Origin of the sequence: Chitinophaga ginsengisegetis (genome assembly GCF_900168065.1) — a bacterium.
In the GTDB taxonomy this organism is placed as follows: domain Bacteria; phylum Bacteroidota; class Bacteroidia; order Chitinophagales; family Chitinophagaceae; genus Chitinophaga; species Chitinophaga ginsengisegetis.
Genome location: NZ_FUZZ01000003.1, coordinates 80,641 through 104,774 on the forward strand (window position 1 = coordinate 80,641; position 24,134 = coordinate 104,774).

The following is a 24,134-nucleotide window of genomic DNA, read 5'->3' on the forward strand; positions in this document are numbered from 1 at the left end:
TAGTTTTTAGTGATGGATGATCAGAAATTCTGATCTACAAGATAAATGAAACCTGCCATACCAAACGCACCCAATTCCAGTTCTCTTTTATTCACCGCTTCAAACACATCGTTCGCCGCATGATGAATATCAAAATAACGCTGCGAATCCGGAGAAAGTTCAGCCATCGGCGTACCTATTGCCTCATTTAACTGGCCTACATCCACCCCGCCGCCTGGTTCGTCAAAGTCGTAAATGCCATAAGGCGCAAAAAGTGGTTTCCAGCTGTTCATTTTCGCTTTGTGGGCTGCGTCCATTGTGGTAGTGAAGCCGCGTGGCGTAAAGCCGCCGGCATCGCTTTCCAGGGCAAAAACGTGCTTCTCCTGGCGGGTTTTAGCTACTTCCGCATATTTCTTGCCGCCGCGGGTACCGTTTTCTTCATTGGCAAACAACACCACGCGAAGGGTATGCTCTGGCTTCATGCCCAGTGCCTTAAACGCACGCAGCACTTCTATGGACTGTACACAACCGGTACCATCATCATGCGCACCTTCCGCCACATCCCATGAATCAAGATGCCCGCCAACAGTGATGTACTGATCCGGGTATTTGCTGCCTCTCAGTTCAGCGATCACGTTATGCCCGATGGTGTCTTTCTTCATTTCGCAATTGGTGCGCAGAAATACGCTGGCGCTGTTATCATCTTTTAAGCGTTGGCTCAAACGGTCAGCATCTTCCAGCCCGATGGCCACCGCCGGAATTTTGGGATAGGCGCTGTCGTACTGCATAGCCCCGGTATGCGGGAAGTTATTGGCGCCATGCGTCATGGACCTTACAATAACTGCCACCGCTCCGTATTTGGCGGCCCGGCTGGCGCCCTGGCCACGATACTTTACGGCATCGCCATAGGAGTAAAATGTTTTTATGAACGTAGGGTTGAAATGATAGTTATAGAAAACGATCTTTCCTTTCACCTGGTCCTTTTTGGCTTCGAGATCGTCGAACGAAGCCACTTCCAGTACCAGTGCGTTTACGCCATCCGGTCCGCTGCCCACCGAGTTGCCGAGGGCCAGTACTTCCAGCGGCGGTATAAAGTCGCGGCGTTTGGAGATAATACGGGCTTCTTCCTTGGCGCCCCTTATCCAATGCGGCACCATACATTCCTGGAGATAAACGGTATCCGCACCGGCGGCTTTAAGCGCCTTTACGCCCCATTGCTCGGCTTTCACCATTTGCGGGGACCCGGCCAAACGGCCGCCTATCTGCTTCGTGAGGATCCGCAGGTTTTCGTAGGCAGTGCTGTGGGTTAATACCTCATCAGCCAGTTTTCTCAATGTTACTGAATCTTTCTCCTGTGCCACCGCCAGGGCCGGCAGGGTACAGGCTAACAAAATTGGCATTATATAGTTTCTCATGCAGCAGGTTAATTTATGGTTAAAACTACTAAAAAAGCTGAAGGAGAAAAGCATAAAGGTATCAAGTGGTCCAACTCTTTTGCCCGGCAGCCCTCCCGGCTACCGCTTATCCCTCTCCTCAGGCATTATGCGATATCGTTCTGCTTTTTAGTACCTTTGCAGAATGCAAAAAATTAACTCATGCGCATAGGAATAGTATGTTACCCCACTTACGGTGGTAGTGGGGTGCTGGCCACAGAGCTGGGGAAAGCCCTGGCCGACAAAGGCCATATGGTCCACTTTATTACATATCAACAGCCGGTAAGGCTTAATGCATTTCACGCTAATATATATTATCACGAGGTTCAGGTTCCTACATACCCGCTTTTTGATTTTCCACCTTATGAATCTGCCCTCAGCAGTACTATGGTAGACGTTATCATTAATCAGAAACTGGACCTGCTGCACGTTCACTATGCCATTCCACACGCATCTACCGCCTATATGGCCAAACAGATCGTAAAAAAGCATGGCAGAACAGTGCCTTTTATCACTACACTTCACGGTACAGATATCACCCTGGTGGGTAAGGATAAAACCTACGAACCGGTGGTTACCTTCTCTATCAACGAATCAGATGCTATTACCGCCGTTTCCGAGAACCTGCGGGATGAAACCTATAAATCGTTCCCGATAGAAAAGGATATCACGGTGATCTACAATTTTGTGGATACCCAGCGCTTCAGCCGCCGGGAACTGCCTCATTTCAGACAGGCTATTGCTCCCAACGGTGAAAAGATCCTCCTGCATGTATCCAACTTCCGTAAGGTAAAGCGGGTACCGGATGTGGTAAAGATTTTTGCCCAGGTACGCAAAGAAGTGCCGGCCAAACTGCTGTTGGTAGGCGATGGCCCGGACAGACCGGCTATTGAATGTCTTTGCCGGGAATTAGGTATTTGTGATGATGTAAGATTTGTAGGTAAACAGGAGCAACTGGAAGATGTAATGTCTATCAGTGATCTGTTCCTGCTGCCATCGGAATATGAAAGTTTTGGTCTTGCAGCGCTGGAAGCAATGGCGGCACGTGTGCCTGTGATCTCCTCCAATGCAGGTGGTTTACCGGAAATCAATATCCCCGGACAAACCGGTTATATGAGCAACGTAGGCGATGTGGACGGAATGGCTGCCCATGCGATCAAACTGCTGAAAGACGAAAAGTTACTGGAGCAGGTACGGCAGGGAGCATGGGAACAGGCACAACGCTTCCATATCGATAATATCATTCCACAATACGAAGCTTTATACGAAGAAGTGCTGCAAAAACAAGTGCAGTTGCTTTAACGGGCACGTATCCATTTTTCCGGATTCTGTTTCACCATATTGCGGTATATCTGTAATTCTATCTCCCCGGTATTGCTACCTGCACCCGGTGCGGCCACACCAAGTGTTTGTCCACGTTTTACAGAAGCTCCTTTGCTGACACGAACATCCAGTAATCTCACATAATTGGTAAAATATTTTCCGTGGCGCAGGGTTACCATATACCCTGCGCCCGGTACCATAAATACCATAATTACTTCCCCGTCGAAAATGGCCTTCACTGCGGCGCCCCTTGCGGTAGCGATGATAGTGCCGTTGTGATCCACTTCAATTTTACCAACCCTGCCAGCGCCGAAATGACCCGTAACACGGCCAGCATCTACCGGCCAGGGCAGGCGGCCACGGTTGGCTTCAAAATCGCGCGACAGGGAAAGCGCCTCCGGAGTGGCTACCAGCGCATCTTCACTGGAGGTTTTAGCTTCCGGAGCATCGTCTTCTTCCGCTTCTTCTTTCTCCACTTTTGCAGGCGGTTTCTTACCTGCTTTTTTTGCAGCAGCAATAGCGGCTTTTCTGCGGGCAGCTGCCTGTTCGCGCCGACGGGCATCCGCAGCCTTTTTACGGGCCAGCGCCTGTGCGGCCGCCTTCTTCTGCGCCGCAGCTATTTCCCGCCGGATGGCATCCTGGATGGCCTGGTCTACCTGCCGCGCTTCGGCTTTACTTTTATTGATACGCTGCTGTAATTCCTGCTCCTGGTCTTTCAGCTGGGCAATGGTTTTATCTGTCTCTTTCTTATCCTCCAGCAAATCTGTCCGCTGCCGTTGTTCTGTTTTCAATACACCCGTTTTCTGCGCCCGTTGTTGCTCCAACACTGCCAGCTTCTCTCCCAGCAATGCTTTGGTAGATAGCAGGCTTTCTGCTTCCTTGCGCCGGTTTTCACGGTATTGCTGCAGGTATTGATACCGGCGGATGGCGTCATTAAAGCTGGTGGCAGAAAAAAAGAAGTTCAGCACCTCGTACGAATCCCGGGTTTTATAAGCGTATACTACCAGCTGTGCATATCTTGCCCTGAGAGAATCCACTTCTCTCTCCAGCGTTTGTACGTTGCTGTTAGTATGGCTGATATCTCCTTCTATTAAACTGATTTCGTTGTTAATGCTAACGATCTGCGCGTTGCGGGTAGAAATTTTCTGGAGTAGTTCCCGCTGCAGGGCAACATTTTGCCGGGTGGATTTCCTGGTTTGCAGCAGGGATTTGTTCGCTTCTTCTATTTCTTTCAATAGCTCCTGTTTACGGTTTTCAAGTGCCGCGCGCGATTGCTTACTACCCCGCTGAGCATACAACAGCGCAGGCAGTAGCCACAGAGCCATCAAAAGAGGGATCAACTTTCTCAAAAAAAATGCATTTGGTTAGTAAGCGCAAAGCTGAAAGCACCCTTAAAATGCTTTCAGCTTTATCTCGTATAGTTTCAGCTATGTTTAAATTATCTTCTCCGGATCCACTGTTCAGGATTCTGCTTGGTAATGCCTTTCCATATCTGCAGCTCCACTTCACCGGTATTTTCAATATCGTTGGTGCTGGCAGTACCAATTACCTGCCCTGTTTTCACATTATCGCCTTTCTTCACACGGGTAGTTTGCAAACGTACATACGTAGTAAAGTATTGTCCGTGACGGATAATAATTACATATCCTGATCCCGGCATTACCACTACCGATTTCACTTCCCCGTCGAAAATAGATTTCACGGCGCCGCCCTTATTGGTGGCAATCACAATACCATCTGATGGTACCTGTATATGTTCCATTACCGCATGCTGGTGTATACCAAAATGCTCAATGATATTACCTGCATCCACCGGCCAGGGCAATTTACCCCTGTTGGCTTCAAAGCTCTCCGACAATGCCAGCGCTTCCGGTGTTGCTTCCAGCACGTTTTCAGTACGGGTTACTGTTTTTTCAGGTTCAGGTGCGGGCTCCGGTGCTTTCACAGGAGGTGGTGGCGGTGCCGGCGTATTGTTGGCAACGTTGTTATTGTTATTATTGGCGGCAGCAGCTTTTGCTCTTTCTGCAGCAGCCAGTGCAGCAGCTTTGCGGGCTTCTTCTTCACGGCGGCGTTTTTCTTCCGCTGCTTTACGGCGGGCCGTTTCTTCTTCTATTGCTTTACGACGCGCTTCTTCTATTTCCCTGCGGATTACCGCTCTGATTGCCAGCTGTACTTTCTGGGCATCTTTCTTACGCTGGTTAATATCCGCTACCAGCTCTTTCTCACGCCCCTTCAGCTTATTCAGCACTTCATCTTTCTCTTTCTTATCCACTTCCAGCGTATTGCGTTGCTCCTGCTCTGTTTTAAGCGCATCAGAACGCCTTACCCGCTGCGACTCCAGGTTCTGGATCTTCTGATTCAGCTGCTCCTGTGTAGACACAATGTTATCTGCCTGCCGGCGACGATACTCACGGTACTGCTTTAAATACTGAAAACGTTTTACTGCATCGTTAAAATTCTCTGCAGAAAATACGAAGTTCAGCATATCATAAGAAGAACGGTTTTTATAAGCGTAAATCACCAGCTGTGCATACTGGGCCTTGAGGGTATCGAGGTCTTTCTGCAGGGTTTTAACATCCCGCGCAGCAGTATTGATATCCCCGTTAATAAAGTTGATCTCCTCGTTGATGTTGTTGATCAAACGGCTGCGCAGCGTAATCTTATCGCGCAATGCACGGAGTTGACCAAGACTTTCTTTGGTAGATTTCTTGGTTTCCTTCAGTTGTTCGTTTGCCTCATCTATTTCCCTTTGCAGCTCCTTCTTTCTTCGCTCCAGTTCTTCCCGCGACTGTTGCTGCTGCCCAGTATTCTGAGCAACCAACATGGCTGGCATTAACCATAGCACCAACATAAACGGGATAATCTTCTTCAAATACAACATGACTAAATTTAGTAACTGCAAATTAAATAAATATACAACGTTTATTAGTTTAATGAATACGACATCTACTCAATTAACATTTTACATACGTTTATAGCTGGCGGGCATGCTGAATGGAAAGGTGAGCGGCACATCAAAATCATAGCGTGTAAAGTCCAGTGCAACTTTCGTCACATTCTTTTCTTCTATGTAAATACGACGTGTAGTAGGGAATTTGCGGCCGGCTACTTTTGTGTAGTCGCCATAGGTCAGCTCACAGGAACGTTTCGCAGCACCGGTACTGTCTTTATCCATCACTTTGCTTTGCTGCAATCCGTAGTCATCCGCAAACACATTAAAGAGACTGATAAACTTTGCATGATCGCAGCTGAAAGAAATAATGGCCGGCGTTTTCACTACCTGGTACACGGAATCCGTAAGATATACCGGGTTACCGATCAGCATGTCCTGAAGGGTATTAAAATCGAAGGGGATATTCAGCAACTCTTCAGCGTCCGACATCCTCCGGAGAAATAACTGTTTATCCAGGCGGTTATACATTTTAAGACTATCCGGGGTAATCACAGCCCTTATCACTTCGTCTACAATCGGGGCCGACACGGATATCCATATGATGCTGTCTTTCTTAATACGGAAAGTAGCATTCAGGTTATTATGGCTCTTCTTATCTGTTTCAAATGCCAGCTTCATTTTGCCTGAAAAAGTATTAAACTCAATATGATTGGCATGAATACCTTTCAGCATTTCGCTGGTAAAACGGGTCAGTTCCTCGTTTGTGGAACTATCTTTTCCCAGGGTTACTTTGTTGGTATCGGCGGCCGGGAAAGACGTACGGGCCAACTTTTTAGGATGGCGGCAAGCCATCATTCCCAAACCAACAGTTATAATTAAAAGTGTGACTTCTATTTTTCTCTTCATTGAGCGATGACTTATAGCAAATGCTTATTGAATATATCTTTTTTCAGCGATCTTTCGGGCCAGGTCTACAGAGGATGCTCCCTTGTCTTTAGCCATCTGCCAGTATTCCACCGCTTTTGTAACTTCTTTCAGATTAAACAGGATATCACCGTAATGCTCCAGTACGTTCGGATTTTTCTGTGCTTCCGGGTATTGCAGCGCTTTCTCGATCCACTCTTTTGCTTCTGCAAATTTTTCCTGGCGGAAAAGGATCCAGGCGTAGGTGTCCATGTAGGTTGGACTTTCCGGTTCCAGTTCCAGCGATTGTTTCGACATTTCTGCTGCCCTCTCGAGGTTCTCCCCTCTTAACGAAAGATAGTAGCTGTAATTGTTCATGATCAGTGCATCTTTCGGACGGAGCAGTAAAGCGCGTTCGTAGCTGCTGTCCGACTGCCGGTGCTGCCCGGTAGCATGATAGGAATCTCCCAGCAGGGAATAAATATCTCCCAGGAATTTCTTCTCTCCATTACCTATTTCCAATGCAGTATTCAACGAACTGATCGCCGCAGGATACTGTTGCAAAAGAAAACTGGCTACCCCTTTAAAGTAGTAGCCCATAAATTCTTTCGGGAACTTGCCGGTTACATTGTTGCTGAGTGCCAGTAACGCAGTGGGATCATCTTTGCGGGAATAAATCCACATCAGCTGATACCATACCGAGAAACGGCTGTCATCGAGGCTCAGGGCTTTTTTATAGCTTACTTCTGCACTGTCCAGCATATCGGCCTGTGAAAACATATCACCGCGGAGGGCATATGCTTTTGCATCCGACGGGTGGGCTTTAATGATGAGGGAAGTAAGCTGCAATCCTTCTTCCAGCTTGGTAGTATCCATGTTCATCATCTGCAGGTACGGATATACATACGCTACTTTTTCATCGATGCTGTAACCTGGATTGGCAAATGCTTTGGTAAGATTTGCCCAATAAGTAACGGTGTCGTTATTTTTCTTTGCGTAAGAAGCCAGTGCAATCAGGGCTCTTGGATTATCAGGATCTTTGGTAAGAATGGTATGATATATCTGCGCTGCTTCCTGCACACGGTCGTTGGCATCATATATTTCTGCCAGCAGGTAATAATACCTGATTTCCTCCGGCTCCTGGTTGATGAGTTTTTTTATTTCTGTTGCTGCTTCATCCACCATGCTCATTTTCAGCAGCAGTTTCTGTTTCTGGTAAATGAGTTCTTCCACTACGCCTACCTTTTTTTCCAGCTGGTCAAAGGCAGCAAGTGCGGAGGCGGGTTTATTGGCTTTTGCCAGTAAAATTCCTTTGTTATAAAGATAATCTTCGTTATCGGGGTATCTGCTGGTAAGTCCCTCAAAAATATAGGCAGCGCTGTCAAATTTTTCATTCACTGCGTAGGCATCTGCGAGGGTTACCTGGAACCAATGATTCTGCGGGTCCAGTGCTGCAGCGCGACGGGCAAAGATGAGCGCATTACCGGCATTTTGTACTTCTATAAAAAGACGGGCTAATTCGTAATTAACGGTAGGATTATTTTTATTCAGCCGCAGATAGTCTGCATACTGGGTGATAGCCGTACGGTAGTCACCCAGCATTTTGGAACGCTGGGCGGCAAAAAAGAGGCTATCCGCCCGCTGTGACAGCACAGCGGCGTTATTAATGGTTGTGTCTTTACGTGATGCTGATGATTTGGCACCACTACAGGCTCCCATTAATAAAATACCAGCCAGCCCTATAACGGTGAAGTATATCCGCATTTATCAGGATTTACCGGTATGTCCAAATCCTCCTACCCCTCTAACGGTTTCTGTCAGCACGGTTACCGGTTCTATGACCGCCTGAACAAAAGGAGCGATGATCATCTGAGCAATACGGTCGCCAGGTTGTATGGTTTGCGGTTCGTTGGATAAGTTGATCATGATAATCTTAATCTCTCCACGATAATCTGCATCTATCGTGCCAGGCGTATTCAGGAGCGTAAGTCCCTGTTTGATAGCCAATCCACTACGGGGGCGGATTTGCGCCTCATAGCCAACCGGCAGTTCCATGAATAAACCGGTAGGGATCAGCATCCTTTCCAGTGATTGCAGGGTAACTGCTGTTTCCAAATGTGCGCGGAGGTCCATTCCTGCCGCATCTGCCGTTGCATAAGCCGGTAATTCATTACCCGACTTATTGATTATTTTCACAATGATATCCGCCATTGAACAAAGATATTTTAAAATAATTATGAATGGTGAATTACTGGGTGATATGCTCCAGCAATACCACTGCGTGCGCTGTAACTCCTTCCTCGCGGCCTACAAAGCCCAGTTTTTCTGTAGTAGTTGCCTTTACAGACACGTCTTCTGTACTCACATGCAGGATTTTGGCAATCACGGCCTGCATTTCGGGCACATATGCTTTGATTTTAGGCGCCTCCAGGCACAGGGTGCTGTCTACATTTACCACCTGGTATCCCTTCTCGCCGATCAGCTGCGCACACCGGGCTAATAATATTTTACTGTCGATATTCTTGTAAGTGTTATCGGTATCCGGAAAATGCACCCCGATATCTCCCAGGGAAAGCGCTCCCAGCATCGCATCACAAATGGCATGTAACAATACATCGGCATCGCTGTGCCCCAGCGCTCCTTTATGATGTGGTACCAGTACGCCTCCAAGCCAGAATTCACGTCCTTCTGTCAGCTGATGGAAATCTACTCCCAATCCTATACGTATCCTACTCATATTTGTAATAATTTAATCATTTTGCCAATCCGCAAGGTAAGCCAATAAATATAAAAATCCCCCCGTTTTGCGGAGGGATTCAACCAGATAATTATTTAATGCTTCAATCATTTATATAATTAAACGACTAAATATGTGTTACCATCCTGTACGGCTTTCCTCATCTCTCGACCCCAGGTCGAAAGTAAGGGTGAAGCGCAGCGTATTGGAAAGCGGGTTACGCTGTATCCCTGATCCCGAAGGAACCAGGTAAGAGAAATTGAGACCGAAGATATCGTACTTAACACCGATACCTGCAGTAAAATATTTGCGGTTTCCTTTGTTCTTGTTTTCGTTGAAATAGCCGGCTCTTACTGCAAATTGCTGGTTGTACCAGTATTCCATACCCACGGAGTACATCAGTTCCTGTATTTCTTCCTTGAGAGGAGCGTCGCCAAAGGAACTGAACATTCCTTCCAGTGTGCTTTTCTCTTTATACAATCCGGCAGAATCCGGGGTAGGTACCAATAATTTATTGATATCCAGTGCAAAGGTCAGCTGATTGGCCTCATCCAGTGATACCGTATAGGCGGTACCGATACCCAGGTTGGTGGGAAGGAAGTCTTTATTGGCGGCAGAACTGGTGTAAGAAATCTTGGTACCGATATTCGTAATAGCCATACCAATATTCAGCCTGTTTACCAGGCCATCATCTTTCTCAAAATCCTTGGTATAAAATCCTGATAAATCGGCAGCAAAGGCTTTGCCCGGCTTAATGCTTACGCTACCATTGCTTTGTCCGCCTGCCAGGTTGGAGTAAATATAACGGGCGGTTAAGCCAATACCAAAATGATCCGACAGTTTACGGGCATAACCCGCATCCAGTGCAAATTCACGCGGACGGAAATCGCCGGTAGGCGTACCGGTTATATCTGTGAAATTGATTGTTCCGAGAGAGAAATATCTCAAGGAACCGGAAATGGCCTGCTGCTCATCCAGCTTGGTATAACCAGACACAGTAGCCAGAAAAACGTCGTTTACCAGTTCTTTTAACCAGGGAGTATAAGTAACTGCCAAACCGCCATTTTTTTCCGCAAAGGGAAGTTTGGAGAGGTTGTTATAAATGGAAGATGCGTCCGGGGATATGGCTACTCCCACGTCGCCCATAGCTCCACTGCGTGCATCCGGTGTAATTCTCAGAAAAGGAACCGCGGTATTTATTGCATTTGTACGCCCGTCTCTTTCACCGGAATTCATTTGAGCTGAGGTTTGTAAACTTATGAAAGTACCGTAAATGAACACAAGGCCCATTGTTACCTTTCGGATCATGCAGATTTTGTATTTGATAAGGATGTAAAAATAATCTTATTTATTAATATAACACAGAAAGGGGTTTATTTGGGATAATGGTAAAAATTATTTTCCTGCATAGGCTATAATAACACCAGCTTACCGCCCTTCATCTTCGTACCTGTGGAAGTCCTGATTATTAACCTGTACACGTACAGTCCTGAGGACAGTTTTGCTCCCGAATCATTACGACCATCCCAGGGCATGCCCTCAAAACGGCCGGCTGTGGAAATTATTGTGCTACGCATAGTTTTTACCAGTCTTCCTCCCAACGTAAACACCTGTAATGTAAGTTCCAGTTCTTCTCCCTGCCGGTTATGCAAAAAGGAAAACCGTGTTACATCATGAAAAGGATTCGGAAAATTCCTTACTTCATCTATAGTCAGTATTCCCTGCTCCGCTACTTTAAAATAAATGGTTGTAGTAGCCCCATTGTTCCGGGAATCCCATGCTTTGATTGTAATCCGGTGTTCTCCAGTTGACAATCCCTTTAACGGGAAAAGTACGTTACCCTTTTTATAGCTATCCAAAGATGCCCCAAAATAATCATTTAACACAATATATTCTGTACTATCCAGAATTGCCGTGAGCTGGTAAAGCCCGTTATTCCCCGAAATATTAATACCGCTGCTATCTGCCAGATCTACTATCAGCAAGGGATCAGGGCCTGTAATATCTCCACTCCGGAAACTGCGGCTATCGAGCCAGGCATTTACCGACGGCCCATTCACATCAGCTACCGGCGGGGATGCCTGCCCTCCGGTGGTGAAATTATCAAAATAACCGTTACCATCCAGCTGCTCATTACTGGTATAATAACTGATTTTCCCTCTACCATCACCTTCCCTGATATCCACGGGGGCCACAAATGTAAAAGAAAATCTGCCACTATTCACAGTTTGTGTACCCTGGAACAATACATTGCGCTGCAACTTATAGCCTGCCACCTGGCTGCCGACATCGTTACCACGGGTTTTTAACAGGGCCGGCTGATCATATACGGTTGTATATAAAACACCATTGTAGGCTGTTACCCGGTTGCCCTGTGCATCTTCTATATGGCCTTTCACGGTATACATACCCAGTCCTTTCACGGTATCGGGTTGCCCTGTGGCAGCCCTGCCGTTAATAGAATCCGTGATCACCCGGTAAGTTGGGAATGCCAGGGTGAGCGCCGGATCTCCCAGCAGCTGGAACTTCCGGTTATTCACCGCATCGCCGGAACTACTATAGGTAAGGTTCTTGGCCAGCATCGCAGCTGTTCCGAGTGCAGGCATGCGCCCATCCGCTAATGGTGTGAACGCCACCTTCATATAATTGGCGTTCATCAATTGGTTCGAGGCCGAAAAAACCGCGCGGGTAGTGGTCATCAGTGCAATAGCGCCGCTGGTGTGCTGCAATAATACTTTATGCCCCAGTGAGGTGATACCCGGATCATCATATGGTGCAAAATCGCAGGTGGCAGTAATAAACAGCGGGAGTTTATTTTCATTATGCCAGTCGCTGATACTACCCGCATCCATAATATTTTCCGCGGCCAGGCGCGAGTTGCTGCCATGACCGGTATAATTCAATACCAGCGTTCCTTTATTAATTTTCCGGGCAATTGCTTTGTTTACTTCCGGGTAGATGGCGCCGGAGCTGCCCGTTTCCTGCGGATAGGCATCTGCATAGATCTTATCTGTATTCAGCAGCTTCGCGTCAGCAGAAAGAATGGCGCCCATTTTTTCTGCATCTTCAAAATGCAGGTTATCATCTTCATCATCTGCCAGTAGCGTTACCTGGTTACGCCAGGCGCCGAATGCAGCAGGTTGCCGGTACCGCAGGATCTTATCCACTGCCAGCCGGGCTTCCGCTTCATTACGCGCAGGAATGCGGCCAATACCGATATCCAGCAGATCGGGTTTAGCCGTTCCTGTGATATCTCCTTCATCTTTCAGTATGCCAAAGTAATCGTCGGATACATACGACCGGATAGCGTCAAGGGAAGCCTCGCTTTGCCAGGAGGGGATGTCGTTGGTATTATTTTTTACCCGTTGCCGGTAATCATAGGAGGCGGCTCCAAACAACAACAGGTAGCGGGGCGCGGGCCCCCGGTCATAAAACATTTTTACATAATCCCGCAGGGCAGTGGGATCAGGCGTTCCGGATGCAAACTCCTGGTACACCTGGTCGATGGTGGTTACCTGCACCGACAGCTGATCAGCCGCCCTGTGCATGGCCGCCAGCCGCTCCGCCTGTGGCAGGAGCGTGCGGGTGGTAACAATAAGCATATCTGCCGGACCGCTGCCATGCAGGTCCTGGTTAGGTACTGTTCCGGCGAAGTCCGGCCGGCCTGCGGCAGCGGCGCGGAAAGCGATGTATTCATGCAGCCGGTCGTTTTTGCCGGTAAAGAGCAGGGAATCGCCCTGCAGGGTTGTTTTCATCTCCACCGGGTTCAGCGGATCCGTAACGTCCCAGATATACGTTTGCGCGTTGGCGTTATGCACCGCAAAACGGCCGGGGTGCCCGCTGCCGGCGTAACGGGTACTGCGGAAATCCAGCACCCCGGCGGCCGGCAGTACCGGCGCGCAACGCGTCTGCACTTCCAGGTAGTCCAGCCAACCCTTGTCGTTGATATTTCCAGGTAGAAACTCTACCCCTATTTCCAGGTCCGGCTCACCGGCATCCGCCCCGCCGGTAGCGGTGACAGCGGTAGCCACTCCCTCAAAAATATTACCGGTAACCGGCAGCAGGTACATATTGGTTATTGCCGGCACTTTATTTACAGTGGCATTGAAGTTACTCCCGGTGCTGCTCCGTGCGGCAGCCCGCATACTTACCCACACTTTTCCTGCTGCGGCGGAAGGCAGGTTAAACCGGTAGCTGCGTGTTAAGCCCACCACTTTACTGAACTCCTGCCCCCACCATTGTTTACCGCTATTCAGGAAATTCAGGCTGTCTCTTTCATAAAAGGCATGATAATCAAAAGTATATTCCGGCACTGCTCCCGCCGGCTCATCGCCTGCGGTGGTTACCCGGAGCCCTGTTCCGGTAGTGGTGATGTAATACCAGGCGGTATCTGCATACAGGTGCTGCTGATGGGTAAAGGTTTTGGTGCTGCTGTTATACAGCCAACGATGCGGACCGGGGGCATAAAAAAGAGCATAATCGCTGCCATCCAGCACCCCGTCGCCGCCGTCTTCCACCTGCAGGGCTACTTCCGGCAAATCGTCGTACCGCGGGGCTGCATTAGGCTCCCCCAGCATCTGGCCTCCGCTTCCAAAAAGCCGCAACCTGGCAGATGGCAGCCCCGTGATCTCCATACTTTGGAGGAAGGCGGCATCTATTTTATAGATCCCGGGAGCGCTGATACCTATCTTATACCAGCTGCCTGCTGCCAGCACAGAATTTTTTTTATACTGCCGAAGGCTGCTTTGGGCATATATTTCCCCTCTTCCTAAAAAAGAAAGCAGGAATACACCTATAAAAATATAACTGAGTTTCATTACCTTAATCGCAGTTTTTCGGCCGGTTGATATAGAAAGACCCTTATCAGCGGGAACGATTGGCAGCAAATTACAAATTAATTTTTTTCGCCATAAAATAAAAAAGAGTACATTTGCGTTTACTGTAAATATACTAGACTAAAGCTGTATCGCATGCGTAGATTAACCTCTTTATCATTGCTCGTAGGTACCAGCGTAATGCTATCCATGAGTGCCTGTCATAAGGACGGCGGGGGACTTTTCGGCAAGAAGAAGGAAGCTTCTTCCGCTACGGGCTGGAACTATAACGACCAGAAAATGGGCGGTTTCAGCGTAGCTAAAAACGTGAACCAGCAAACTGGTCCGGGCCTTGTTTTTGTACAGGGTGGTACATTCGCTATGGGAGCCACCGAACAGGATGTAATGGGCGACTGGAATAATATTCCGCGCCGTATTACGGTTTCCTCCTTCTATATCGATGAATCTGAAGTAGCCAACGTACATTACCGCGAATATCTCTACTGGCTGAACCGCGTATACGGGGAATCATTCCCGGATGTATACCGCAACGCAATGCCGGATACCCTGGTATGGCGTAGCGAACTCGCCTACAACGAGCCACTGGTAGAATACTATTTCCGTCACCCGGCTTACAACGACTATCCCGTAGTAGGTGTTACCTGGAAACAGGCAACCGACTACTGTAAATGGCGTTCTAACCGTGTGAACGAAAAACTGCTGATGGATAAGGGTCTCCTCTCCAAAGCAGATGTGGGCAACCAGTCAGACGACAACACCTTTGACACCAAGTCTTACACAGCCGGCTTATACGAAGGTACGCCTGGTAAAATGTCGAAGAGTGCAAAAGACCAGTTCAAAAATTCCGACGGTACTCCCCGTAATGCTGCCTTTGAAGATGGTATCATGTTACCAAACTACCGTCTCCCGACAGAAGCAGAATGGGAATATGCCGCACTGGGTTATATAGGTCAGAACCCTGGCCCTTCCAAAAAAGAAGGCAAACACGGGGAAGAGCTGATCATGAACAAACAGGTGTACTCCTGGGGCACCAACACCAGCGGCTTACGTGATATCCGCCGCGGTACCATGCAAGGTCAGTTCCTGGCCAACTTCAAGCGCGGTTCCGGTGATAACATGGGTGTGGCCGGTGGTTTGAACGACCGTGCTTCTATCCCTGGTCCTATCCGCTCCTTCTACCCTAACACATTCGGCATCTATAACATGTCCGGTAACGTGGCAGAATGGGTACTGGACGTTTACAGACCACTGAACCCGATCGATGGTGAAGATTTCAACTACTTCCGTGGTAATAAATTCCAGACTGTTTACCAGAACGAAAATAAAGAGTTCGAAAAAGATAGTCTTGGTCACCTGAAAATGCGTGATGTAACAGACGAAGAAAGTGCTAACCGTCTTAACTACCAGAAAGGTGATGTGATCAACTACCTCGATGGTGACTCCCTTTCACAGGTGGAATATGGTTATGGTATCACTACCCTGATCAACGATAAATCACACGTGATTAAAGGTGGTAGCTGGAACGACCGTGCTTACTGGCTTTCACCAGGTACACGCCGTTACATGCAGGAAGATATGGCCACTAACACCGTTGGCTTCCGCTGCGCGATGGACCGCGTAGGTAGCCCTGAAGGTAACAAGTTCAAAACAGGTAACCTGTTTAAGAAACAACGCCAGAAGAGATAACACTCAACAGATATAAAAAGAGAAGGGAGATAGTTTCGCAACTATCTCCCTTCTCTTTTTTAATATCCTCTTACTTCCACAATTCCAGGATCTCTTCTGTATGATTTTTGGTGTCGGGCTTTTTGATGATGTGTGCAATCACACCGCTTTCATCAATGAGGAAAGTAGTACGATGAATACCATCATACGTTTTACCCATCATCTGCTTTTCGCCATACACACCGTACTGGTGTACAATCTTTTTATCTTCATCTGCCAGTAAGGTAAAAGGCAGTTCGTATTTCTCTATAAATTTCTGGTGACTCTGCTCGCTGTCGGTGCTTACACCTACTACCGCATATCCCTTTTTCAGCAGGGTATCATAGTTGTCCCGCAGGTTACATGCCTGGGCCGTACATCCCGGGGTCATATCTTTCGGATAAAAATACAGCACTACCCGTTTGCCTTTAAAATCAGTCAGGGATACGGTTTTGCCATGCTGATCTTTTCCTTTGAAAACGGGGGCTTTATCGCCTTCTTTTAAGTTTCCCATATTTACGGTTTTAGCTGTTTGAAATGATATCTTAACGTTTGAATGATAATCTGTAGATGCCTTCATTTCCTGCCACATCGGTTACTTTCAATACCAGCATATGCGCTCCCGGCGGACAATGTTCATCAAACGTATAGGTAAGTACGTTACCTCTCCGGGAAAACAGCAGCCATTTACCATCCAGTTCTGCACGGTAGCTTTTGATACCGCTGGCATCATTCATGGCAAAAGACAGTTTAGCGGCTTTTGAAAGAACAGCGCCCGGCTTCACGCCCAGTGGCGTTACCTTTGGCGCCACGGTATCCACTTCCAGGTGGAAGTTGCCGAAGTCGCGGAAAGTGCCTTTGTACCAGCCGTTTTCCAGCGTGGTGGCGGAAGTGCTGTTGCTGCCCTGTGCCTCTCTCACCATCACTATTTTCGATTGCAGGTTTTCCGGAACAGCCCGGGTAGCGCGAAGACGTACATCAAAGAAATCGTGTACGGGCACCAGTGCGTTGTGCAGGTGGTACACGTTGGAATATGCTTTGGTGCTTACAGACGCTGTTTCCAGGTAATTGAAACACACCTGGTCGTACAGCGCGGTTTCATCCAGGTAAAATTCCACCTGGTTGTTTTCAAAGATATTGCGTGAATCGGGGTACATGGTGTTGGCGCATGCTTTCTGCGCATCGTCCACGTCTGACTGTTGCAGGGCCAGTTTCACGGTGGAAGTATTGCCGTATGCATCCTTTACCAGCAGCTTTACATTATGCACGGCACCGTCGGACAAGTGGATGGTACCATCGCCTTTCAGATCGTGGTAAATATCCAGTTTATTGCCGGGCAGGGAAAACACCAGCTGGTAGTACGGACCACCATCTTTTTTTGTTTTATAATCGATGTGTGCATTCAGGTAACGGGTTTCCTCGTAGCCGATGTTGTCCAGCTGGAAGTCGATATCCGGTTCATTATTCTGGAACAGGGTCACTTCATAAATGCCGTAGATATTACCGGTGTTCATCCGGTCGATAGCGCTTACGCCGATGCCTGCCTGCGCAGCGTTAATTTTAACCACCGGCTGGGTGGTAACATATTCGCCGCCCACTTTTTTTAATGCTACTACGAGCGGCTTTTGTTCATAAATACTTTTTTCACGGTCGTATATCGCCAGGCGGTATACATCCGGGGCTTTGGTATCTGCAATATCAAAACCAAAGAGCAGTGGGTTCAGTGGTTTTTCTGTTGTGGTACTCCTGATTTCAAAGTGCAGGTGTGGTCCTGCAGATCCGCCTGTGTTACCACTCCAGGCTACAAAGTCGCCTTTTCTTACAGGGAACATGCCGGCGGGGATGGTGAGATCGCTGGCCCAGCTTTCGGCCTGGTATTGCTGCTTTTTCACGTACTGCTGCAGGGCAGGAAAAAAGGCGTTAAGGTGGGCGTAAACCGTCGTATAGCCATTAGGGTGAGTAATGTAAAGTACATTCCCGAAACCGGTATGCGATACGCCGATGCGGCTTACATAACCATCTGCCGCAGCGTGTACCGGCAGATTTTCTTTTTGTTGCGTTTTAATATCCATTCCTGAATGGAAGTGGTTGGGTCGCAGCTCCCCAAAGTTACCGGCCAGTATGATCGGAACATTCAGCGGGTTCCTGAAATAGCCTTGCGGATAGTCCTTTACCGGGATGGATTGCGCCTGTAATAGTTGCGGAAGCAAACAAAGTAGACCGATGACTCTCTTCATAATATGCAAATGTAGGGAAAAGCGGATTTATGCGGATTTTGTCTTATTCAGGATTACACTGATTTTATTTTTCGGGAGATAGGGAAACAAGGTTCATGCCAGTGGCCGGCAATTTATTTTCGTATGCCCGTATACGTATTAAACACGCCTGTTGAAATGCTTAAAAATGAGTGTCAGTATATCCGTTATCCATCTCCCAGAAAAATAAAATCAGTGTAATCCTGAATAAGACAAAATCCGCATAAATCCGCTTTTTTAAGTACATTAGTTCCCGCAAAACGTGCAAGCATACATGTCTATCCAGGTATCAGAACTCAGTAAAGTATACGGCGAACAACGGGCAGTGGATGCTATTTCCTTTGAGTTAAAAAAGGGAGAGATCACTGGTTTCCTGGGGCCCAACGGCGCAGGGAAATCCACTACCATGAAGATGATCACCGGTTTCCTGCCGCCAACAAGCGGAAAGGCCAGTGTGTGTGGTTTTGATATTGTCTCACAATCGCTGGAAGTACGGAAAAGGGTAGGATATCTGCCTGAATCCAATCCCCTGTACTATGATATGTATATCCGGGAGTTTCTGGAGTTTGTGGCGGGCATCCATCAGCTGGGAAAAGCAGGCGCACAGCGGATTACCTCGGTAATTGAGCTAACAGGACTGCAACCGGAGCGGCACAAAAAGATCGGCGCGTTATCCAACGGCTATAAACAGCGGGTGGGGCTGGCACAGGCCCTGCTGCATGATCCGGAAGTATTGATCCTGGACGAGCCCACTACCGGGCTGGATCCCAATCAGCTGGCCGATATCAGGCGGCTGATCAAAGAGCTGGGCGCCAACAAAACGGTGATCCTCTCCACGCATATTATGCAGGAAGTAGAGGCGCTGTGCGACCGGGTAATCATCATTAACAAAGGAAAAATCATTGCAGACGATAAATTATCGTTAATCCAGCAAAACAACAGTGGGAATGGTTATTTACAGGTTACCTTTGCGGAGCCGGTAAGCGAAGCCGAATTGATGGCAATTCCCGGCATAAGCCGTGTGGTGGCCAGGGAAGACCACAGCTGGCAGTTATTTACCAGCCAGGTAGATGAGGTGCGAAAAAACCTGTTACAATTTGCTTTGATTAATAACAGGAACATACTTTCTTTGCAGAGCAATTCACAAAGCCTGGAAGCAATATTCCGGGAACTGACATTGACAAAAGCTTCCGGCAACTAACTGTGGCCTTTGGCAACCCGAGAGTGGTGAGGGACTAACAGCTGCAGCAAACGCCAGATGCTAAATAAATAGCTAACAATAATAACTTTTCGAATTATGAGTATTATTTCAGAAATCCATGCCAGGCAGATCCTCGACAGCCGTGGTAATCCTACAATTGAGGTTGATGTAACCACAGAAGACGGACATTTTGGCCGCGCAGCAGTTCCATCCGGTGCTTCTACCGGTAAACACGAAGCAGTAGAACTGCGCGATAATGATAAGGCTGTTTACATGGGCAAAGGCGTACTGCAGGCTGTAAGCAATGTAAATGATATCATCGCTGAAGAACTGATTGGCTGGGAAGTAACGGATCAGGCTGGTATCGATAAAATGCTGATTCAACTTGATGGTACTCCTAATAAAGCTAAACTGGGCGCTAACGCTACCCTGGCAGTGAGCATGGCGGTAGCCAAAGCTGCTGCTGAAGAAAGCAACCAGCCACTGTACCGCTACCTCGGCGGTGTAAACGCTTTCACCCTCCCTATTCCTTTAATGAACATCATCAATGGTGGTGCACATGCGGATAATAAAATCGACTTCCAGGAATTCATGATCGTACCGGTAGGCGCTCCTTCTTTCTCTGAAGGCCTCCGCTGGGGCGTGGAAATTTTCCACCACCTGAAATCCGTACTGAAAAAGAAAGGATACAGCACCAACGTAGGTGACGAAGGCGGCTTTGCTCCTGAAATCCAGAGCAACGAAGAAGCTATCGAAACCGTACTGGAAGCCATCAAAGCAGCCGGTTACGAACCAGGTACCCAGGTAGCTATCGCCCTGGATGCCGCCAGCAGCGAAATGTACGATGACGCTACCAAGAGCTATAAATTCTACAAAAGCTCCCAGAAAGTAATCAGCAGCGACGAAATGGTGGCTTACTGGACTGAATGGGTAAATAAATATCCAATCGTTTCCATCGAAGATGGGATGGCTGAAGACGACTGGGATGGCTGGAAAAAACTGACTGAATCAGTAGGCAACCGCGTACAGCTGGTAGGCGACGATTTGTTCGTAACCAACGTACTCCGCCTGAAAGAAGGTATCGATAAAGGTATCGCTAACAGCATCCTCGTAAAAGTAAACCAGATCGGTACCGTAACAGAAACCATCGATGCAGTGAACATGGCGCACAAAGCCGGTTACACTTCCATCATGAGCCACCGTTCCGGCGAAACTGAAGATACTACCATCGCTGACCTCGCCGTAGCCCTGAACTGCGGTCAGATCAAAACCGGTTCCGCTTCCCGTACCGACCGTATGGCGAAATACAACCAGTTACTCCGTATCGAAGAAGCACTGGGTGAAGTAGCGATCTATCCTACCAACTCTATCAGTGTTAAAAAATAATCCTTCGGGAAAAACTTTTGGATCTCGGATATCCGGCAACTTCACCGCCGGATATCTGAAATCCAAAAATGATTTGTAAATTGCTGTATGTCCGGATTAAAATCTATAAAAGTGCCAAAGGTCCTGAAGAATAAGTTCTTCATAGCTTTTGCTGCCTTTATAATCTGGATCGCCTTCCTGGACAAAACCAACCTCATGTACCAGTACCAGTTCCAGTCGGAGGTGAATAAACTCGAAAATCAGAAAGAATTCTTTATCCAGGAAATCAAACAAACCCGCGAAGAGCAGCAGGAACTGCTTTCCAGCCCGGAAAAACTGGAGAAATTTGCCCGCGAAAAATATTATATGAAGAAAGATAATGAAGACCTTTTCATTATCACCCCTGCCCCCGCTCAATAGCTCTTCCTTTCCCCCTTGTGCATCTTAAAAATTTATCTTAAATTAACAATAGATTCCGAGCAAAATCCGTTATAAAAGAGAACCTATTATTAGTATTAAAATAATAATGCATGAGTAATTTTACACTTTCTGTACTTTCAACCCTGTGTCTTGTTACCAAAAGCGATATCAAACATCACCAGGAGGATCTTTCTTTAACCCGGGAAGAACAAGCCAGCTTTGACGACACCAAAGCAGCCCTGAACACTGTACGTTATGCGCCAAGAGTGGCCACCCTCCAGCTGATTTTCGACTACGCCGCCAATAAACAAAAAGCGGAAGAGCAGTAACAACGACCATACTTTTTTCATTTTTCCTATCTTTATGGCATGACTCAAAAAGAGCGTTATGCATTTGTTCTCAAATACTTTGAGACACATGCTCCCAATGCCGAAACGGAACTCATCTACGACAATCCTTACCAACTGCTGGTAGCCGTTATCCTGTCTGCACAATGCACCGATAAAAGGGTGAACATGACCACCCCTGCTATCTTTGCGCAGTACCCGGACGTATATGCCCTCAGCACCGCCACTTTCGACGACCTGTTCCCGCTCATCCGGAGCATCAGCTATCCCAACAATAAAACCAAACACCTTATCGGGATGGCGCAAATGGTGGTACAAGACTTTAACGGCGAAATACCCGCTACCGTACCGGAACTGATAAAACTGCCCGGCGTAGGCCGTAAAACAGCCAATGTCATCACTTCCGTAGTACATCAGCAACCCAACATGGCAGTAGATACACATGTATTCAGGGTATCCGCCAGGATAGGACTCACCGTCAATGCCAAAACACCACTGCAAACCGAACTGCAGCTGCTGAAAAATATTCCGGAAGAAAAAGTACACATCGCCCATCACTGGCTCATTTTGCATGGCCGCTACGTTTGCGTGGCCCGCAGCCCTAAATGCGGCGAATGTGGACTAAGACCCGCCTGTAAGTATTATGCAAAACTGGTAAAGGCAAGCTGATATGCGCCCATTCCTCACCGCCGCCTGGAGAAACCTGCTGATGATCAACTTTGAAGCAGATCCCGCTGTACTCAACGCTTATGTACCGGCTCATACCGAACTGGACACCTGGAACAATACCACTTACATAAGCCTCGTGGGCTTTCTCTTCCAAGACACGCGGGTGAAAGGATTGGCCTTTCCCGGCCACCGCACTTTTGAGGAAGTGAACCTCCGCTTTTATGTGCGGTACAAACAGGCCGGTGAATGGAAACGCGGGGTAGTGTTTGTAAAAGAACTGGTGCCCAAAGCACTCATCACCTTTGTAGCCAATACACTGTACGGGGAAAAGTATGCCACGCACATCATGACGCACTCCTGGGAAAACCCGGATGAAGCCACGCTGAAAGTGGCCTACCGCTGGAAAGTGAAAAACGAATGGAATCATTTATCAGCCACTGCTCTGCAGGCAAGTCAGCCTATTGTTGCAGGCAGTGAGGAACAATTTATCACGGACCACTACTGGGGCTATACCCGGCTTGATCACCAAACCACCGGCGAATACCAGGTAACTCATCCGCAATGGGAAATTCATCCGGTCACCGGATTTGATTATCATTGCAGTACCCGGATACTATACGGCGCCGCGTTTGAAAACATGCTGCAACAAGCGCCTAAAAGTGCTTTACTGGCGGCCGGTTCCGGTATTTCGGTAATGCCCGGTAAAAAGATCAGAAACAATACTCTATGAACCGCAGGAGTTTCTGTTATCCATCAATAATTTCATGCTGCAATTATGGAATTTTATTATCTTAAGCGGTTCATCAAGATTCAATCAATAAAGCATTAGTCGTTATGAGATCAGCTGTTAGGGTACAACTATCATTTATGATGTTCCTGGAATTTTTTATCTGGGGCGCATGGTTTGTGACATTAGGAACATTCGTATTAAAAAATCTGCAGGGCGCCACCGATACCCAGGTGGGTTATGCCTTTCTTACACAATCTATCGGTGCAGTGATAGCGCCTTTTATTGTAGGCATTATTGCCGACCGGTTTATTTCCGCACAGGTTATCCTCGGGGTGATACACCTCGCTGGCGCAGCGCTGCTATGGACCTGCTCGGGCATGACCAGCTACGACAGCTTCTATCCCGTGTTGCTGGTTTATATGATCCTTTACATGCCCACGCTGGCACTGGTGAACTCTATCTCCTTCCGGCAGATGAGCGACCCAAGTAAAGAGTTTTCTTTTATCCGTGTATTCGGCACCGTAGGATGGATCATCGCGGGTTTACTCATCGGGTGGCTGCAGTGGGAAAAAACCAACTCGCTGGACCTTACCTTTAAAATGGCTGCAGGCGCTTCCCTCCTGCTGGGATTGTTCAGCTTTACCCTGCCTAAAACACCACCGGCAAAAAAAGGCACCCAGATCTCTGTAAAAGAAATCCTCGGCCTGGATGCCATCCGGATGCTGAAAAACCGCTCTTACCTGCTGTTCTTCCTGGCGTCTATTGCCATCTGTATTCCACTGGCATTTTACTATAATTTTACCAATCCATTCCTGAATGAAATAGGCATGAACGCCGCTGCCGGCAAGCAATCTATGGGACAGATGTCGGAGTTCCTGTTCATGCTGGTAATGCCGTTGTTCTTCGCCAGGTTAGGTGTGAAAAAGATGCTGGCATTAGGTATGCTCGCCTGGGTAGTACGCTACGCCCTCTTCTCTTTCGGCGACATCGACGCCAACTACTGGATGCTGATTGTAGGGATCATCTTACACGGTATCTGTTATGATTTCTTCTTTGTAACCGGGCAGATCTACACCGATAAAATTGCCGGTGAAGAATTCAAAAGCTCTGCACAGGGTTTTGTAACACTGGCTACTTATGGCGTGGGAATGTTAATTGGTTTTATCATCTCCGGGCCTATTGTAGACGCCTATAAAACAGGCGCCAACAGCCACAACTGGCATACCATCTGGCTGATTCCTGCGGGTATTGCTGCAGTAGTATTAGTACTGTTTATGTTGTTTTTCAGAGATAGCAATAAGAATACGGTTGTTAAACATTAATCATCGGCAAAACGATTA

Annotated in this window: 20 protein-coding genes; 9 read left to right on the forward strand and 11 right to left on the reverse strand. The window is 47.7% G+C overall.

Features of this window, described 5'->3' with window-relative positions:
• Window positions 1–20: 20 nt before the first annotated feature.
• Window positions 21–1,394 carry a M20/M25/M40 family metallo-hydrolase gene (locus B5Z18_RS18865; RefSeq protein ID WP_079471056.1) on the reverse strand — a complete coding sequence of 458 codons (1,374 nt, stop codon included), beginning with the start codon at window positions 1,392–1,394 and terminating at the stop codon, window positions 21–23.
• A gap of 180 nt (window positions 1,395–1,574) precedes the next feature.
• Between B5Z18_RS18865 and bshA the strand changes: the two genes are divergently transcribed.
• A complete protein-coding gene (gene bshA, locus B5Z18_RS18870; protein WP_079471057.1) occupies window positions 1,575–2,714 on the forward strand; it encodes an N-acetyl-alpha-D-glucosaminyl L-malate synthase BshA in 1,140 nt (379 codons plus the stop codon).
• Here bshA and B5Z18_RS18875 read toward each other — a convergent pair.
• The 8 genes from B5Z18_RS18875 to porU form a co-directional block, all read right to left on the reverse strand.
• Entirely contained in the window at window positions 2,711–4,060 is a 1,350-nt protein-coding gene (locus tag B5Z18_RS18875; RefSeq protein ID WP_079471058.1) for a murein hydrolase activator EnvC family protein, read from the reverse strand. The genes bshA and B5Z18_RS18875 overlap by 4 nt on opposite strands.
• A 113-nt stretch (window positions 4,061–4,173) precedes the next feature.
• Complete coding sequence (locus B5Z18_RS18880) at window positions 4,174–5,607, reverse strand: murein hydrolase activator EnvC family protein (protein WP_159454358.1); 1,434 nt, start codon at window positions 5,605–5,607, stop codon at window positions 4,174–4,176.
• A 90-nt stretch (window positions 5,608–5,697) separates the two neighbouring features.
• Entirely contained in the window at window positions 5,698–6,534 is an 837-nt protein-coding gene (locus B5Z18_RS18885; RefSeq protein ID WP_079471060.1) for a lipoprotein insertase outer membrane protein LolB1, read from the reverse strand.
• A 24-nt stretch (window positions 6,535–6,558) separates the two neighbouring features.
• Window positions 6,559–8,295 carry a tetratricopeptide repeat protein gene (locus B5Z18_RS18890; RefSeq protein ID WP_079471061.1) on the reverse strand — a complete coding sequence of 579 codons (1,737 nt, stop codon included), beginning with the start codon at window positions 8,293–8,295 and terminating at the stop codon, window positions 6,559–6,561.
• A 3-nt stretch (window positions 8,296–8,298) separates the two neighbouring features.
• Window positions 8,299–8,742, reverse strand: coding sequence for a dUTP diphosphatase (gene dut, locus B5Z18_RS18895; protein ID WP_079471062.1), 444 nt, complete (start codon window positions 8,740–8,742; stop codon window positions 8,299–8,301).
• A 37-nt stretch (window positions 8,743–8,779) separates the two neighbouring features.
• The gene (gene ispF, locus B5Z18_RS18900) at window positions 8,780–9,268 is read right to left on the reverse strand and encodes a 2-C-methyl-D-erythritol 2,4-cyclodiphosphate synthase (protein WP_079471063.1); all 489 of its coding nucleotides are present in this window, start codon (window positions 9,266–9,268) and stop codon (window positions 8,780–8,782) included.
• A gap of 138 nt (window positions 9,269–9,406) precedes the next feature.
• Window positions 9,407–10,576, reverse strand: a complete 1,170-nt coding sequence (gene porV, locus B5Z18_RS18905; protein WP_079471064.1) for a type IX secretion system outer membrane channel protein PorV — start codon at window positions 10,574–10,576, stop codon at window positions 9,407–9,409.
• A 104-nt stretch (window positions 10,577–10,680) separates the two neighbouring features.
• Entirely contained in the window at window positions 10,681–14,085 is a 3,405-nt protein-coding gene (gene porU / locus B5Z18_RS18910) for a type IX secretion system sortase PorU (RefSeq protein WP_079471065.1), read from the reverse strand.
• Between the two features lie 153 nt (window positions 14,086–14,238).
• Between porU and B5Z18_RS18915 the strand changes: the two genes are divergently transcribed.
• The gene (locus tag B5Z18_RS18915) at window positions 14,239–15,789 is read left to right on the forward strand and encodes an SUMF1/EgtB/PvdO family nonheme iron enzyme (RefSeq protein WP_079471066.1); all 1,551 of its coding nucleotides are present in this window, start codon (window positions 14,239–14,241) and stop codon (window positions 15,787–15,789) included.
• Window positions 15,790–15,859: 70 nt separating this feature from the next.
• Here the strand turns inward: B5Z18_RS18915 and bcp are convergent, their stop codons facing one another.
• Together bcp and B5Z18_RS18925 are read right to left on the reverse strand one after the other, a co-directional pair.
• Window positions 15,860–16,321 carry a thioredoxin-dependent thiol peroxidase gene (gene bcp, locus B5Z18_RS18920; RefSeq protein WP_079471067.1) on the reverse strand — a complete coding sequence of 154 codons (462 nt, stop codon included), beginning with the start codon at window positions 16,319–16,321 and terminating at the stop codon, window positions 15,860–15,862.
• Window positions 16,322–16,352: 31 nt separating this feature from the next.
• Window positions 16,353–18,044 carry a M23 family metallopeptidase gene (locus B5Z18_RS18925; RefSeq protein WP_079471068.1) on the reverse strand — a complete coding sequence of 564 codons (1,692 nt, stop codon included), beginning with the start codon at window positions 18,042–18,044 and terminating at the stop codon, window positions 16,353–16,355.
• A gap of 292 nt (window positions 18,045–18,336) precedes the next feature.
• On the opposite strand from B5Z18_RS18925, the gene gldA reads away from it, so the two are divergent.
• From gldA to B5Z18_RS18960, 7 genes are all read left to right on the forward strand, one after another.
• Window positions 18,337–19,263: a gliding motility-associated ABC transporter ATP-binding subunit GldA gene (gene gldA / locus B5Z18_RS18930; protein WP_079471069.1), complete on the forward strand. Its 927-nt coding sequence runs from the start codon at window positions 18,337–18,339 to the stop codon at window positions 19,261–19,263.
• Window positions 19,264–19,359: 96 nt separating this feature from the next.
• On the forward strand, window positions 19,360–20,649 hold the full coding sequence (gene eno / locus B5Z18_RS18935; protein ID WP_079471070.1) for a phosphopyruvate hydratase: 1,290 nt from the start codon (window positions 19,360–19,362) through the stop codon (window positions 20,647–20,649).
• An 87-nt stretch (window positions 20,650–20,736) separates the two neighbouring features.
• A complete protein-coding gene (locus tag B5Z18_RS18940) occupies window positions 20,737–21,048 on the forward strand; it encodes an FtsB family cell division protein (RefSeq protein WP_079471071.1) in 312 nt (103 codons plus the stop codon).
• Between the two features lie 110 nt (window positions 21,049–21,158).
• A complete protein-coding gene (locus tag B5Z18_RS18945) occupies window positions 21,159–21,377 on the forward strand; it encodes a hypothetical protein (RefSeq protein ID WP_079471072.1) in 219 nt (72 codons plus the stop codon).
• A 39-nt stretch (window positions 21,378–21,416) separates the two neighbouring features.
• Window positions 21,417–22,064, forward strand: a complete 648-nt coding sequence (gene nth, locus B5Z18_RS18950) for an endonuclease III (RefSeq protein ID WP_079471073.1) — start codon at window positions 21,417–21,419, stop codon at window positions 22,062–22,064.
• Window position 22,065: 1 nt separating this feature from the next.
• Complete coding sequence (locus B5Z18_RS18955; RefSeq protein ID WP_079471074.1) at window positions 22,066–22,794, forward strand: YqjF family protein; 729 nt, start codon at window positions 22,066–22,068, stop codon at window positions 22,792–22,794.
• A gap of 104 nt (window positions 22,795–22,898) precedes the next feature.
• Window positions 22,899–24,116, forward strand: coding sequence for a nucleoside permease (locus tag B5Z18_RS18960; RefSeq protein ID WP_079471075.1), 1,218 nt, complete (start codon window positions 22,899–22,901; stop codon window positions 24,114–24,116).
• Window positions 24,117–24,134: the final 18 nt, after the last annotated feature.

Excerpts from the sequence above, each read along its gene's own strand:
- B5Z18_RS18865 (WP_079471056.1), bottom strand. The coding sequence starts at position 1,394 with ATGAGAAACTATATAATGCCAATTTTGTTAGCCTGTACCCTGCCGGCC.
- bshA (WP_079471057.1), top strand. The coding sequence starts at position 1,575 with ATGCGCATAGGAATAGTATGTTACCCCACTTACGGTGGTAGTGGGGTG.
- B5Z18_RS18875 (WP_079471058.1), bottom strand. The coding sequence starts at position 4,060 with ATGGCTCTGTGGCTACTGCCTGCGCTGTTGTATGCTCAGCGGGGTAGT.
- B5Z18_RS18885 (WP_079471060.1), bottom strand. The coding sequence starts at position 6,534 with ATGAAGAGAAAAATAGAAGTCACACTTTTAATTATAACTGTTGGTTTG.
- B5Z18_RS18890 (WP_079471061.1), bottom strand. The coding sequence starts at position 8,295 with ATGCGGATATACTTCACCGTTATAGGGCTGGCTGGTATTTTATTAATG.
- dut (WP_079471062.1), bottom strand. The coding sequence starts at position 8,742 with ATGGCGGATATCATTGTGAAAATAATCAATAAGTCGGGTAATGAATTA.
- ispF (WP_079471063.1), bottom strand. The coding sequence starts at position 9,268 with ATGAGTAGGATACGTATAGGATTGGGAGTAGATTTCCATCAGCTGACA.
- porV (WP_079471064.1), bottom strand. The coding sequence starts at position 10,576 with ATGATCCGAAAGGTAACAATGGGCCTTGTGTTCATTTACGGTACTTTC.
- porU (WP_079471065.1), bottom strand. The coding sequence starts at position 14,085 with ATGAAACTCAGTTATATTTTTATAGGTGTATTCCTGCTTTCTTTTTTA.
- B5Z18_RS18915 (WP_079471066.1), top strand. The coding sequence starts at position 14,239 with ATGCGTAGATTAACCTCTTTATCATTGCTCGTAGGTACCAGCGTAATG.
- bcp (WP_079471067.1), bottom strand. The coding sequence starts at position 16,321 with ATGGGAAACTTAAAAGAAGGCGATAAAGCCCCCGTTTTCAAAGGAAAA.
- B5Z18_RS18925 (WP_079471068.1), bottom strand. The coding sequence starts at position 18,044 with ATGAAGAGAGTCATCGGTCTACTTTGTTTGCTTCCGCAACTATTACAG.
- gldA (WP_079471069.1), top strand. The coding sequence starts at position 18,337 with ATGTCTATCCAGGTATCAGAACTCAGTAAAGTATACGGCGAACAACGG.
- eno (WP_079471070.1), top strand. The coding sequence starts at position 19,360 with ATGAGTATTATTTCAGAAATCCATGCCAGGCAGATCCTCGACAGCCGT.
- B5Z18_RS18940 (WP_079471071.1), top strand. The coding sequence starts at position 20,737 with ATGTCCGGATTAAAATCTATAAAAGTGCCAAAGGTCCTGAAGAATAAG.
- B5Z18_RS18945 (WP_079471072.1), top strand. The coding sequence starts at position 21,159 with ATGAGTAATTTTACACTTTCTGTACTTTCAACCCTGTGTCTTGTTACC.
- nth (WP_079471073.1), top strand. The coding sequence starts at position 21,417 with ATGACTCAAAAAGAGCGTTATGCATTTGTTCTCAAATACTTTGAGACA.
- B5Z18_RS18955 (WP_079471074.1), top strand. The coding sequence starts at position 22,066 with ATGCGCCCATTCCTCACCGCCGCCTGGAGAAACCTGCTGATGATCAAC.
- B5Z18_RS18960 (WP_079471075.1), top strand. The coding sequence starts at position 22,899 with ATGAGATCAGCTGTTAGGGTACAACTATCATTTATGATGTTCCTGGAA.